The sequence below is a fragment of the Stenotrophomonas acidaminiphila genome (assembly GCA_002951995.1).
GTDB lineage: Bacteria > Pseudomonadota > Gammaproteobacteria > Xanthomonadales > Xanthomonadaceae > Stenotrophomonas > Stenotrophomonas acidaminiphila_A.
Genome location: CP019797.1, coordinates 663,559 through 677,003 on the forward strand (window position 1 = coordinate 663,559; position 13,445 = coordinate 677,003).

Consider the following 13,445-nt stretch of genomic DNA (forward strand, 5'->3'; position numbering starts at 1 on the left):
GGCCGCCGCCGCGGTGCCCCGGCACGGTTCACGTTGCGCTACGGTCGGGCCGCTAGGCTGTGGGCGGTCCGGATGACAAGCGCTGCAACTTCCGGCACTGTCCCGTTGTCCGAGTCATCCGCAGTCTCATTCCACCGCCCGGTGCCACGAGTATTTTGATGAACTACCGAGTACCCGCTTTCCTGCTGGCCTTCGCGCTGACCGCACCGGCCGCGCTGCTGGCGCGCGCCGACACCTCGGCGCTGCCGTCCGCCGCGACGCTCGACCAGGCCACCACCTCCAAGCTGGTCTACGGGCTGCTGTCCGACAGCCGCTACGCCTACCGCCCGCGTCCGCTGGACGCGGCGACCTCGCAGGATGTGTTCAATCGTTATCTGGAATCGCTGGACAGCGGCAAGCAGTTCTTCACCCGCGAGGACGTGGAGCGCTTCGCGCCGCTGGCCGAGCGGACCGGCGCGGCGATCCGCACGGGCGAACTCGACCCGGCGTTCCAGGTGTTCGCGGTCTACCGCCAGCGCGTGAGCGAACGCGTCGCCTATGCGCGGCGCCTGCTCCGGCAGGAGCCGGACTTCACCAGCAACGAGCGCTTCGACTACGACCGCAAGGACGTACCGTGGGCGACCAGCGCCGAGCTGGACGAGCTGTGGCGCAAGTCGGTGAAGAACGACTGGCTGCGGTTGCGCCTGGCCGGCAAGCCGGCGGCCGACATCCGCAAGACCCTGGACAAGCGCTACGCCACGCTGCTCAAGTCGGTCAACGAAGTGAAGGGGGAGGACGTGTTCTCCTTCTTCATGAACGCCTACACCCGCGCGGTCGACCCGCACACCGATTACTTCACCCGCGCACGGCCGAGAACTTCAACCAGGCCATGTCGCTGTCGCTGGAAGGCATCGGCGCGCAGCTGCAGCGCCAGGACGACGTGGTGGTGATCCGCGAGATCATCGCCGGCGGCCCGGCCTCGGTGGACGGCACGCTCAAGCCGGGCGACCGCATCGTCGGTGTCGGCCAGGGCCGCTCGGGCCCGGTCGAGGACGTGATCGGCTGGCGCATCGACGACGTGGTGGCCAAGATCCGCGGCGCCAAGGACACCCAGGTGCGGCTGGAGTTCATTCCCGCCGCCGAAGGCCTGGACGGCAAGCACCGCATGGTGACCCTGACCCGGCAGAAGGTGCGCCTGGCCGAACAGGCGGCCAAGGGCGAGACCATGACCATCCCCGGCGCGGCCGGCGAACCCGCGCGCCGCATCGGCGTCGTCAAGCTGCCGACCTTCTACCAGGATTTCGAAGGCCGCCGCCGCAACGCCAGCGACTACGCGTCGGCCACCCGCGACGTGGCGCGCCTGTTGGCCGGCTTCAAGGCCGACAAGCTCGACGGCGTGGTGCTGGACCTGCGCAACAACGGCGGCGGTTCGCTGGACGAGGCGATCGAGCTGACCGGCCTGTTCATCGAACAGGGGCCGGTGGTGCAGGTGCGCGAGTCCGGCGGCCGGGTCACCGTCAACAGCGACCGCAACCCGGCCGTGGCCTGGGACGGGCCGCTGGCGGTGCTGATCAACCGCGGCTCGGCCTCGGCGTCGGAGATCTTCGCCGGCGCCATCCAGGACTACGGCCGTGGCCTGGTCATCGGCGAGACCACCTTCGGCAAGGGCACCGTGCAGAACGTGGTGCCGCTGGACCGCTGGCCGGCCAGCGAGAAGGAGCGCTTCGGCCAGGTCAAGCTGACCATCGCCCAGTTCTTCCGCGTCAGCGGTTCGTCCACCCAGCACAAGGGCGTGGTGCCCGACCTGGCGTTCCCGGCCAGCGTCGATGCCAGCGAGTTCGGCGAGAGCACCTACGACAACGCGCTGCCGTGGACCCGCATCGCCGCGGTGCCGCACACCCAGTACGGCAACTTCGCGCCGATCCTGCCGAAGCTGGAAACCCGCCATGCCGCGCGCATCCGCGGCGACCGCGAGTTCCAGTGGTGGGAAGAGGACGTGCAGCAGTTCCGCACCGAAGCGGAAAAGAAGTACGTCTCGCTCAACGAGGCCGAGCGCCGTGCCGAGCGCGACAAGCAGGACGCGCAGCGCAAGCAGCGGCAGGAAGTGCGCCGGCAGCTGGGTCTGCCGCTGGACCCGCTGGCCGACGATGGCAGCGACGACGGCCTGACCGGCAACGAGCGCGACATCGTCAAGGACGCCGCGCGCGAGAAGGCCGCCGAAAAGCGTCCCGATCCGCTGCTCAAGGAGTCGGCGTCGATCCTGGCCGACGCGGTGAACCTGCTGGAAAAGGACCGGCCGCTGTCGGCGCAGGTGCTGCCGCAGTCTACCGGCCCTGGCCGCTGGGCCGACTGAGCGCAGGGCGGGGCGCCCCCGCCCGCGTTCAAGCCGCCGTCAGCGTGCCTGCACGCCGGCGGCGTTATGCTCGGGGCCTTCGGCAAGTGGAGGCGCCATGCACAGGCATCGTTCACGCGTCGTGCTGGTCCTGGCCTGCTGCGCCGCCCTCGGCGGCTGCGGTGGCCGCGCGGCCGACACCACGCTGCTGCGCGAGTCATTCGACTCCGGCGACACCTATACCCGCGACATCAATGCCAGCCCGGCGCAGGCCTGCGAAGCCGCGCGCCGCGCGTTGCTGGGGCAGGGGTATGCGATCACCCGTGCCGGCGCCGACAGCGTCGAGGCCAACAAGAACTTCCAGCCCCGGGAAGAACTCCACGAGCAGCTGGTGCTGCGGGTGTCCTGCGCGGCGCATGGCGATGGCCGCGCGCAGGTGTTCGCCAGCGCGGTCCAGGACCGCTATGCGTTGAAGAAATCGCCGACCTCGGCCAGCGTCGGCGTCGGCGCGCTGGGCTCGGTGTCGCTGCCGTTCGGCGGCAAGGACGATTCGCTGGTGCGGGTGGCCAGCAGCACCGTGCAGGACCCGGTGTTCTACCGCCATTTCTTCGATCGCCTGCAGCAGTATCTGGCCCCGGCGGCTCCCGGGGACGCCGCGCGGTGAGGCGCGTCCGTCGTGTCCCGGCCTGGTTGGGCGGCTGCGCGCTGGCGCTGGGGCTGGCGCCGCCGGCAACGGCCGCCGATGGCGCCGCATGCCTGCCGCCGCTGCTGCAGCGGCTGGGTTGGCAGATACGCGAAAGCGACGTGACCGCACCGGTGGTGCACGGGGGCGAACCCTGCCGGCGCGCCTCGCTGGACGACGCGCGCCGCCATGGCGACCTGCAGGTGCAGGTGCCGCGCGGCTACGCCGGTGCGTCGCGTGAGCGCCTGCAGCGCGACCTGCTCGGGCATCCCGCGACCCTGTGCGCCTACGCCTTCCAACTGGGCGATGCCGCCCGCCGCGCCGCCACGCAGCTGCAGGACAACCGCGGGTATCGCTTCTCCGCGCTGCAGCTGGGCTGGATCGGCTTCGGGCCCGGCGGCGCCCGCGCGCAGGGCTGGCAGCGCTTCCGCAGCTTCGGCCGCGGCTATGCGCCGGCCGGTTCCAATTCCGCAGCGATCGAGGCGTTCTACAGCGGCCGTGTGCGCTCGGAATGCGGCGTCGGCCGCCAGGTCGCGCAGCTGGCCACCCAGCGCGAGCTGTATGGCGACGCCGGCTTCGACCGCGAATTCGCCCCGGGCGAGCTGTCGATCGGCACTTTCCTCACCCTGCACGACACGCCCAGCATCCTGCTGGGGGCCAACGCGGGCGAGTTCTTCGCCGACGGCAAGGCGGTGCGCACCGCGCGCCTGGGGCGGCAGGCGTTCATGGGCGTGCCCGGCTTCATCGAGCACGTGTTCGACAAGCGCTACCTGGACGACATCAACAACCAGGCCGAGAACTTCGTCATCACCGACGTCAGCGCGCAGGCGGCCGACGCATTGGCGCGGCACGGCGGCTTCAGCTACTACGACGGGCAGAACCGGCGCCTGTGGGAACTGTCGCGGCAGCTGCCCCGCGCCGGCCGGCGTTATTTCGAGCGGCTGCTGCACGAACGCGACCCGGCGCTGCGTGCCGCCGTTCCCGAAGCGCAGCGGCCGTTGCTGGCGCAGATGGACCAGGTGCTGGCCGACCCGGTCTACGCCGGGCTGATGCTCTACGTGCACCCCAAGGGCATCCGCCCGCTGGGCTACCACATCGCGCGCCTGCTCGACCGCAACCCACGCACCCCGTACAGCATCGACCTGGCGCTGCACAATCTGCACACCACGCTGTACCACCGCTGGCTGCAGGCGCAGTTGCGCGACTGTGCGCCGGTACCCGCTGACATCGACGAACGAGGTTGAACATGGAACTGGGCATGATCGGGCTGGGGCGCATGGGCGCCAACATGGCGCAGCGCCTGCACCGTGGGGGCATCGGCGTGACCGGGTTCGACCCCGGGCTGGCCGCGCGCGAGCGCATGGCCGGGGCCGGCGTGGCCACGGCCGCCTCGCTCGAAGCGCTGGTGCAGGCAATGCCGGCACCGCGCGCGCTGTGGCTGATGGTGCCGGCGGGCGCGGTCGACGCGCTGCTGGACCAGCTGTTGCCGCTGCTGTCGCCGGGCGACCTGGTCGTGGACGGCGGCAATTCCTGGTATCGCGATTCGCTGCGCCGCGCGCAGCGCTGCCAGCAGGCGCGGGTGGCGTTCGTCGACTGCGGCACCAGTGGCGGCGTCTGGGGCCTGCAGGAAGGCTACTGCCTGATGCTGGGCGGCGAGCCGGCGGCACTGGCGCGGTTGGCGCCGGCGCTGCGGGTGCTGGCGCCGGCAGCGGAGCGTGGCTGGGCGCACGTGGGGCCGGTTGGCGCGGGGCACTTCTGCAAGATGGTCCACAACGGCATCGAGTACGGAATGATGCAGGCCTACGCCGAGGGCTTCGCGCTGATGCAGAAGAAGCGCGAGTTCGACCTGGACCTGGCGCAGGTGGCCGAGACTTGGCGGCACGGCAGCGTGGTCCGCTCGTGGTTGCTGGACCTTGCCGCCGATGCGCTGCGGCACAACCCGCTGCTGGAAGGCATCGCGCCCTATGTCCAGGATTCCGGCGAGGGCCGCTGGACGGTCAGCGAGGCGATCGAGCTGGACGTGTCGGCGCCGGTCATCACGCTCTCGCTGCTGGAGCGGCTGCGCTCGCGCGAAGCCAATTCCTTCGCCGACCGGATGCTGGCGCAGATGCGCAGCGGGTTCGGCGGGCATGCGGTGAAGGCGGCCAACGATGCTGAATGAATGCGGAGGGGCGGGACGATGAGCACGCACGCGCGCACATGGATGCTGTTGGCCGCATTCGGGTGCGGCCTGTCGCTGGCATTGCCACTGCAGGCGCTGCCAGCGCCGGGGCCGTTGCCGCTACCGCCAGCGCCGGAAACCGACCCGATGAGCGATGCCTGGATCACCACGCGGATCCGTGCGGCGCTGGTGCCGCTGCAGCGCGATGCCGCGGTCGACGTGCGGGTGAACACGACGGCGGGCATCGTCACGTTGGAAGGCGTGGTCGACAGCCCACTGGCCCGCGAACGCGTGCTCGAGCGGGTGGCCGCGGTCAGGGGCGTGCGCGGCGTCGAGGCGCAGGCGCTGCGGATTGCTGGGGCAGCGCCGTATCCGTGACGACCACCGCGTGCGCCGCGTTCACTCCGGCGCCGAATCATGCAATGCTTGCGTACCGGTTCGCATGCACTCGGCCGGCTCCAGTCCCAGGGGAGCCGTGCCCGCGGCACTGCCTGCCAACGGCCTGGCGTCCCTGGGAAACCGTTCACGCTGATCCCGGTTTTCGTACCGGCCACAGGCTTAAGGAATGAGGATGGCTTATCGATTCACCGACGAGGGCTGGGACCGCTGGCGCTTCGCCGGCCTGGCGCTCGCCGCGCTGCTGATCGTCGTGGTGCCCTCGTTGTTGCTGCTGCAGCTTTCGCGCGACAGCGTCAATGCCGCCAACTGGGTGGCGCACACCCAGGCGGTGAGCGCGCGGCTGTACGTGCTGCAGGCCGACATTCGCGACGTGGAGTCGGCCGCGCTGACCATGTCCAAGGGCGTGTCGTCGGACGCGCTGCGGCAACGCCTGCGGCGGGCCGACGATGTCGGGCAGACCGTCGGCGAGCTGTCGAGCCTGGTCAGCGACAGCCCGAGCAGCTGGTGCGCATCGGCCGCATCACCTCCATGCTGGAACGGCGCATGGCGCTGGCCAAGCAGATCGCCGACAGCGTCGATTCGCCGCGCCAGCGGCAGTTGATCGAGGAAATGACGTTCAGTTATCCGATCCGCGACATCGTGGTGGAGCTGCAGCGCCACGAGGAGCAGCTGCTGGCCAAGCGCGTGGCCGCGGCGCAGCGCCAGCAACGCCTGTCCACCCTGGTGACCTGGAGCACGCTGGCCGCGCAGCTGCTGCTGCTGGGGCTGGTGTTGTGGCTGCTGAAGCGGCAGATCGGCCGCCGCACCCGCGCCGAGCAGCGGTTGCTGCAGGCCAGCGCCCGCGCCAGCGCGGTGCTGCAGACGGTGCGCGAGCCCATCGTGCTGCTCAACGCCGAGCAGCGCATCGTGCTGCACAACGCCGCGTTCGCCGAGCTGTACGGCGTCGAGGGCCGCGATGCCAACGGCCAGCTGCTGCAGTCGATCGGCGATGGCGCCTGGGCCGACCCCATCATCCACCAGCGCCTGGCCGACGTGCTGCTGCGCGGCCGCGAGCTGTGGGACTACGAGCATGAACAGCGGGGCGTCGACGGCCTGGTGCGGATCATGCTGGTCAATGCCAGGCGCATGCCGCTGCCCGACAGCGACGACGAAGTGGTGCTGATGACGGTCAGCGACATCACCCTGCAGCGTGCCGTGCAGCTGCGGGTGGAGGAACTGAACCGGCAGCTGGAAGGCAAGGTCGAGCAGATGGCCGAGGTCAACCGCGAGCTGGAGGCGTTCAGCTATTCGGTGTCGCACGACCTGCGCGCGCCGCTGCGGCACGTGGCCGGCTTCTCCGACAAGCTGGCGCGGCACCTGGGCGAGGACGCGGACGAACGCTCGCGCCACTACCTGCAGGTGATCGGCGACTCGGCGCGGCGCATGGCGGCGCTGATCGACGACCTGCTGGTCTATTCGCGGCTGGGCCGTGGCGCGATGCGCCTGCAGGCGGTGGACATGCAGTCGCTGGTCGCCGACACCCGCGCGCTGCTGGATTCCAACCTGCGCGCCGAAGCCGGTGCCGACGGCGCGGTGCGCGACGTGCAGTGGAACATCGGCCCGCTGCCGGTGCTGGTGGCCGACGAGAACATGATGCGGCAGGTGTGGCTGAACCTGCTCGGCAACGCGGTGAAATACACCGCCGGCCGCGAACATGCGCTGATCGAGGTGTCCGCGCAGCAGTTGCCCGACGGCAGCCACCAGTTCACGGTGCGCGACAATGGCACCGGCTTCGACATGCAGTACGCCGGCAAGCTGTTCGGCGTGTTCCAGCGCCTGCACAAGGCCAGCGACTATCCCGGCACGGGCATCGGCCTGGCCAGCGTGCGCCGCGTGCTCACCCGCCATGGTGGCCGCATCTGGGCCGAGGCCCAGGTCGACCAGGGCGCCACCTTCCATTTCATCCTGCCACCCCCTGCGCCCGACGCGCACAGCTGAGGTCCACCCGAATGAGTCCCCTGCGTACCATCCTCATTGCCGAAGACAGCCCCGCCGACGCCGAAATGGCGATCGACGCGCTGCGCGACGCGCGCCTGGCCAATCCCATCGTGCACGTGGAGGACGGCGTGGAGACGCTGGATTTCCTGATGCGCCGCGGGGCGTATGCCAACCGCGAGGAGGGCCTGCCGGCGGTCCTGCTGCTGGACATCAAGATGCCGCGCATGGACGGGCTGGAAGTGCTGCAGCGCATCCGCGCCGAGGACGAGCTCAAGCGCCTGCCGGTGGTGATCCTGTCGTCCTCGCGCGAGGAAAGCGACCTGGCGCGCAGTTGGGACCTGGGCGTCAATGCCTACGTGGTCAAGCCGGTGGACGTCGACCAGTTCTTCAACGCGGTCAAGACGCTCGGCACCTTCTGGGCGGTCATCAACCAGGCCCCGGAGCTGGAGTAAGCCGCCATGCCCAACAAAGGGACGCCGTTGGGTCCATTGCGCATCCTGCTGGTCGAGGATTCGGCCGAGGACGCTGAACTGTTGTGCGACCAGATGCTCGAAGCCGGGCTGGAATGCAGCTTCGAGCGGGTCGACAACGAGCCGGAGCTGCGCACGCTGCTGGCGCAGTGGACCCCGGACATCGTGCTGTCGGACCTGAGCATGCCGGGTTTTTCCGGCTACCAGGCGCTGCGCATCCTGCGCGAGACGCATCCGCTGGTGCCCTTCATCTTCGTCTCCGGGACGATGGGCGAGGAAACCGCGGTCCAGGCGCTGCACGAAGGCGCCAACGACTACATCATCAAGCACCAGCCGGCACGGCTGCCCTCGGCGGTGGCGCGCGCCATCCGCGAGGCGCGGCGCGAGATGGAACGGCTGCGGGTCGAGGACGAGCTGATGCGCGCGCAGCGGCTGGAAAGCCTGGCGCTGCTGGCGGCCGGGCTCAGCCACGACCTGCGCAACATCCTGCAGCCGCTGCTGATCGTGCCGGACCTGATCCGCGACCGCAGCGACGACCCCAAGGTGGTGCGGCTGGCCGATGTCATCGCCGAGTGCGGGCGGCGCGGCCACGAGATGGTCGAGTCGATGCTGTCGTTCGTGCGCGGCTCGCGGCTGCCCAGCGAGCGCATCGTCCTGCAACGCCTGTTCCAGGGGGTCGGCATGCTGCTCAAGAGCAGCCTGCCGGGCAACATCGACCTGCACCTGGAGGTGCGCGACGAGCGCCTGGCGGTGGAGGGCAACTACACCGAACTGCAGCAGGTGCTGCTCAACCTGGCGCTCAACGCGATCCAGGCCATGCCCGACGGTGGCCGCCTGAGCCTGGTGGCCGAACGCGTGGCCACCACCGACGGCGAGCGCCTGTGCATCCGCGTGCAGGACCAGGGCATCGGCATGGACGCGGCGACCGTGGAGCGGCTGTTCAGCCCGTTCTTCACCACCAAGGCCAGCGGTACCGGGCTGGGGCTGGTGTCGTGCAAGCGCATCGTAGAGAGCCTGGACGGCACCATTGCGGTGTCCAGCCGCCCGGGCGAGGGCACCCGCTTCGACCTGCTGCTGCCACTGCATGGCGCGGTGGTGGAGCGCGAGGAGAGCGCCATGCCGGTGGTCCCGGCCGGCCGTGGCCAGCGGATACTGGTGGTGGACGACGAGGCCACGCGCCTGTCGCTGCTGGGCAACGCGCTGGCCAGCCAGGGCTACCGGCTGCGGCTGGCCGCCGACGGTGCCGCGGCGATGCGCCACCTGCAGGAGGCCGGCATGCCGGACGCGGTACTGGTCGACAGCGGCATCCCGCTGCTGTCCGCCGGGCAGCTGCTCACCGAGATGCACGGCATGGGCTACCGCGGGCCGGCCATCGTGCTGGAGGAAAGCGGCAATGCCGCGTTTGCCGATGGCGGTGCGCCCACTGGCATCAGCGTGCACGTGCTGCCGCGCCCGCTGGAGATGCGGCGCGTGTTCCGGGTCGTGGCCGACGCACTGGGCACGGGGTAGGAAGCCGGGACAAGCCAGGAACCCGTGGGGAAGGCGGGAGCGGGTCACAGCCGCGGCAACCGCCCGTGCTTGCGCCCTCCCTGGTTCCTGCTTCCGCTGCAGTGGTTCCTGGCCCGAAGCCCTATCATGTGCGTCCCGATTCCGACCGTTTGGCGCAACACCGCGCCTCCCCTTCGATGACGACCGTCCTACTGAGCCTGGGCAGCAACGTGCGCCCGCACCATCACCTGCAGGCGGCGCTGCGGGTGCTGCGCGGGCGCTTCGGGCAGATCACCGTTTCCCCGGCCTACCGCACCCCGGCGGTGGGCTTCGACGGCCCGGATTTCCTCAACAACGCGGTCATGCTCGACACCGGCATGCCGCTGCTGGAGCTGGACGACTGGCTGCATGCGGTCGAGGACGCGCACGGCCGCGACCGCAGCGGGCCGCGCTTCAGCGACCGCACCCTGGACATCGACGTGGTGTACTACGGCGACCTGGTGGTGGCAGGCCCCGGGCACCTGCGCATTCCCCGGCCCGAGCTCAAGCACGCCTTCGTGCTCAAACCACTGGCCGACATCGCGCCGGATTTCATCGACCCGGTCCGCGGCCTCAGCCTGCGGCAGATGTGGCAGGCACACCCGCAGCATGGCGACGTGTTCGATACGGTCGAACTGGCGGACTGAGCGCGCCGTCCGACGGCCGGTGGCCCGCTTTCCGCGGCACCGCGGAAAGCCAGGTGGTGCGCCGCCGGGGCCGCGGCGGCGGTTCTGGCCAGGCGTCGCCCGCATCTGGTTCCTGCCGCTGAACCTGGCCGGCATCGGCGCGACCGCCGCCGCCATCGCTCAGGTCAGCGTGCGCCCACCGTCCAGCCGCAACGTCTGGCCGGTGATGTAACCGGCATCGTCGAGCAGCCAGCGCACCGCCGCGGCGATCTCGTGCGGGGTGCCGGTACGCGCCAGCGGCGTGCGTTCCAGCAGCTTCTGCTTGGCGGCTTCGCTCTTGCCCTGTTCCGGCCACAGGATCGCGCCGGGCGCCACCGCGTTCACCCGCACGTGCGGCGCCAGCTCCAGCGCCAGCGAACGGGTGGTCATTTCCAGCGCGGCCTTGGCCGCCGAATAGGCGGGGTGGTCGCGCAGCGGCTGGCTGGCGTGCAGGTCGGTCAGGTTGACGATGGCCCCGCGTTGGCGGCGCAGGTGCCCGGCGGCGGCCTGGGCCAGGAAGAACGGCGCGCGTGCGTTGACCGCGAACAGCTCGTCCCACTGCTCGACCTCGACCTGGCCCAGCGGCGTGGGGAAGAAGTTGGAGGCATTGTTGACCAGCGCGTCGAGCCGGCCGAAATGCGCCACCACCTCCTCGACCAGCTCCGGCAGCGCCCGTGGGTCGCGCAGGTCGGCCTGCACCGCCAGCACGCTGCCCGGACGCTCGCTCTCCAGGTCGAAGGCCAGCGCCTGCAGCTCCTCGCCCGACTGGTGCGCGTGCAGCGCCAGCCGGTAACCATGGGCGTGCAGGTGACGGGCGATGACCGCGCCGATACGGCGCGCGCTGCCCGTCACCAAAGCCACCCGTTGCGGATCCGTCATCTGCGTTTTCCTCGCTCGGCTATCCTGTGCATTGTCTCCGCAAACCGCCGTCCCATGCATTCCGACCTGCCCCTGCCCGAATCCGACGCGTTGGCCCACAGCGAGCAGCTGGCCGCGCACCTGCGCGCGGAGATCCTCGCCCAGGGCGGCGCGATGCCGTTCTCGCGGTTCATGGAACTGGTGCTGTATGCCCCGGGCTGGGGCTATTACAGCGCCGGCGCCAGCAAGTTCGGCGCCGCCGGCGATTTCGTCACCGCGCCGGAGCTGGGCACGCTGTTCGCCGCGGCCACCGCCAACGCGCTGGCGCCGGTGTTGCGCCAGCTGGGCACGCAGGCACGGGTGCTGGAACTGGGCGGCGGCAGCGGCGCGTTCGCCGAGGCCGCGCTACGCCACCTGGCCGGGCTGGACGCGCTGCCGGCGCGCTACGCCATCCTCGAGCCCAGCGCCGACCTGCGCCAGCGCCAGCGCCAGCGCCTGCAGGACGCGCTCGACCCGGCGGTGTTCGCGCGGGTGGAATGGCTGGATCGCCCGTTCGAGGATGAATGGGACGGGGTGCTGTTCGCCAACGAGGTGATCGACGCGCTGCCCACGCCGCGCTTCCTCATCGACCAGGGCGAGGTCTACGAGGAAACCGTCGAGCTCGACGGCGAAGGCCGCTTCGTGCGCGGCGCGCAGCCGGCGGACATGCTGCTGTCGGCGGCGGTCCGCCACCTCGAGCGCTACCTGGAACGCCCGTTCGCCGACGGCTACCGTTCGGAGCTGCTGCCGCAGCTGCCGTACTGGATCCAGGCGGTGGCCGGCGGCCTGCGCCGCGGCGCCATGCTGTTCGTCGACTACGGCTACACCCGCGCCGAGTTCTACCAGGACGACCGCCGCGACGGCACCCTGCGCGCGTTCTACCGCCACCGCGTGCACAACGACGTGTACCTGTGGCCGGGCCTGCAGGACATCACCGCCTCGGTGGACTTCACCGCGCTGGCCGAGGCCGGCACCGGCGCCGGCTTCGACCTGGCCGGCTACTGCCACCAGGCCGGCTTCCTGTTCGGCAACGGCATCACCGGCCTGCTCGAGGACGCCGACGAACGCACCGACGAGGTCGGGCGCGTGCGTCTGCGCGAACAGTTCAAGCGGCTGACCCTGCCCACCGAAATGGGCGAGCGCTTCCAGGTGATGGGCTTCAGTCGCGACGTGGACCTGTCGGCGGCGTTCGCGATGGGCGACCTGACCTGGCGCCTGTGAACCGCCCGTTGTTCAAGCCGCTGCGCCACCTGCCGTTCTGGATCGGCCTGTGGGCGCTGGCGGTGCTGGGCGTGACCGTGGTGTGCCTGGTCCCGCCGCCGCCGTTGCCGCCGCTGCCGGAGAACGGCGACAAGGCCGAACACTTCATCGCCTATTTCCTGCTGTCGGCCAGCGCCGTGCAGTTGTTCCGCCGCGGCCGCGCGCTGCTGGCCGTCGGCCTGGCGCTGGTGGCGATGGGCGCATGCATCGAATTCGCGCAGGGCGCGTTGACCGACACCCGCAGCGCCGACCCGTTCGACGCGCTGGCCAATACCCTCGGTGTGGCCGCGGGCCTGGCGACGATGTTCACTCCGCTGCGCGATCTGCTGCTGCGGCTGCAGCCGCGTCGCGACGGCGCAGGGGAGCGGTAGGCGCCTGCGTCTGCCCAGGCTGTTCCCGCGCAGCGGCGCCGTCCGCAGGCTCGCGCCAGCGATGGCCGACGCAAAGGCGACGTCGCGATCGGGCGTGCTTGCCGCGGAGGCGTGTGCGCCCGCGCCGTGCATTGAGAGGGTCCGGTGCGGGTGCTACCGTGCCATCCGGGCGATGGCCTGCACGCCGCGTCGGCACGCCGGGGCACCCGGTTGCAGGCGCTGACCGAAAACGGCGATGCAGGGCACGGTGGCCATCCCGCGCCACCGCCGGTCTCTCCCGCCAGATCCCCATGCCGGCGGCCTTTCATCTTTGGACAACAGCGCAATGCACATGCCGGACACCGCCATCAACCTGCAGGAAAAGCTGGCCCGGTTCTCGGAGCATTGGTCGCCCCGGGTCATCGCGGAAATGAACGACTACCAGTTCAAGCTCGCCAAGGTGCTGGGTGAGTTCGTCTGGCATTCGCATGCGGACACCGATGAGGTGTTCATCGTGCTGGCCGGCGAGATGGTGCTCGAGTTCAGGGACAGGACGGTCGCACTGGCCGCCGGCGAAATGTACGTGGTGCCCAGGGGCGTGGAGCACCGCCCGGTGGCGTCCAGCGAGTGCAGCATCATGCTGGTGGAGCCGCGCGGGGTGATCAACACCGGCGACGCCGGCGGCGCCTACACCGCAGCGAACGACGTCTGGGTGTAACCCGCGCGCAGCTGCCGGCGCAGCCGGG

At 70.6% G+C, this 13,445-nt stretch carries 11 protein-coding genes and 2 pseudogenes; 12 read left to right on the forward strand and 1 reads right to left on the reverse strand.

All coding sequences use genetic code 11. The features are described from left to right. The first annotated feature begins 158 nt into the window (after nucleotides 1-158). The 9 genes and pseudogenes from B1L07_02865 (at nucleotide 159) to B1L07_02905 (ending at nucleotide 10,174) form a co-directional block, all read left to right on the forward strand. Nucleotides 159-2,332, forward strand: a pseudogene (locus B1L07_02865) (tail-specific protease). 97 nt (nucleotides 2,333-2,429) lie between these two features. Further along, on the forward strand, nucleotides 2,430-2,975 hold the full coding sequence (locus tag B1L07_02870; GenBank protein ID AUZ54242.1) for a hypothetical protein: 546 nt from the start codon (nucleotides 2,430-2,432) through the stop codon (nucleotides 2,973-2,975). 41 nt (nucleotides 2,976-3,016) lie between these two features. Next, entirely contained in the window at nucleotides 3,017-4,237 is a 1,221-nt protein-coding gene (locus B1L07_02875) for a hypothetical protein (protein AUZ56427.1), read from the forward strand. A 2-nt stretch (nucleotides 4,238-4,239) separates the two neighbouring features. Next, nucleotides 4,240-5,154: a 6-phosphogluconate dehydrogenase (decarboxylating) gene (locus tag B1L07_02880; GenBank protein ID AUZ54243.1), complete on the forward strand. Its 915-nt coding sequence runs from the start codon at nucleotides 4,240-4,242 to the stop codon at nucleotides 5,152-5,154. A gap of 147 nt (nucleotides 5,155-5,301) precedes the next feature. Continuing rightward, nucleotides 5,302-5,532, forward strand: a complete 231-nt coding sequence (locus B1L07_02885; protein AUZ54244.1) for a hypothetical protein — start codon at nucleotides 5,302-5,304, stop codon at nucleotides 5,530-5,532. A 193-nt stretch (nucleotides 5,533-5,725) separates the two neighbouring features. Then, nucleotides 5,726-7,530: pseudogene (locus tag B1L07_02890) on the forward strand (histidine kinase). Between the two features lie 11 nt (nucleotides 7,531-7,541). After that, nucleotides 7,542-7,982 (forward strand): response regulator, encoded by a 441-nt coding sequence (locus B1L07_02895; GenBank protein AUZ54245.1) that lies wholly within the window; start codon nucleotides 7,542-7,544, stop codon nucleotides 7,980-7,982. Nucleotides 7,983-7,988: 6 nt separating this feature from the next. After that, on the forward strand, nucleotides 7,989-9,509 hold the full coding sequence (locus tag B1L07_02900; protein AUZ54246.1) for a hybrid sensor histidine kinase/response regulator: 1,521 nt from the start codon (nucleotides 7,989-7,991) through the stop codon (nucleotides 9,507-9,509). A 176-nt stretch (nucleotides 9,510-9,685) separates the two neighbouring features. Further along, complete coding sequence (locus B1L07_02905; protein AUZ54247.1) at nucleotides 9,686-10,174, forward strand: 2-amino-4-hydroxy-6-hydroxymethyldihydropteridine diphosphokinase; 489 nt, start codon at nucleotides 9,686-9,688, stop codon at nucleotides 10,172-10,174. 159 nt (nucleotides 10,175-10,333) lie between these two features. On the opposite strand, the gene B1L07_02910 is transcribed toward B1L07_02905, so the two are convergent. Continuing rightward, a complete protein-coding gene (locus B1L07_02910) occupies nucleotides 10,334-11,071 on the reverse strand; it encodes a pteridine reductase (GenBank protein AUZ54248.1) in 738 nt (245 codons plus the stop codon). A gap of 54 nt (nucleotides 11,072-11,125) precedes the next feature. Between B1L07_02910 and B1L07_02915 the strand changes: the two genes are divergently transcribed. The 3 genes from B1L07_02915 (at nucleotide 11,126) to B1L07_02925 (ending at nucleotide 13,417) form a co-directional block, all read left to right on the forward strand. Further along, nucleotides 11,126-12,310, forward strand: coding sequence for a hypothetical protein (locus B1L07_02915; GenBank protein ID AUZ54249.1), 1,185 nt, complete (start codon nucleotides 11,126-11,128; stop codon nucleotides 12,308-12,310). Further along, complete coding sequence (locus B1L07_02920) at nucleotides 12,298-12,720, forward strand: hypothetical protein (GenBank protein AUZ56428.1); 423 nt, start codon at nucleotides 12,298-12,300, stop codon at nucleotides 12,718-12,720. Before B1L07_02915 ends, B1L07_02920 begins: the two co-directional genes overlap by 13 nt. A gap of 331 nt (nucleotides 12,721-13,051) precedes the next feature. After that, on the forward strand, nucleotides 13,052-13,417 hold the full coding sequence (locus tag B1L07_02925) for a cupin (GenBank protein ID AUZ56429.1): 366 nt from the start codon (nucleotides 13,052-13,054) through the stop codon (nucleotides 13,415-13,417). The last annotated feature ends 28 nt before the right edge of the window (nucleotides 13,418-13,445 follow it).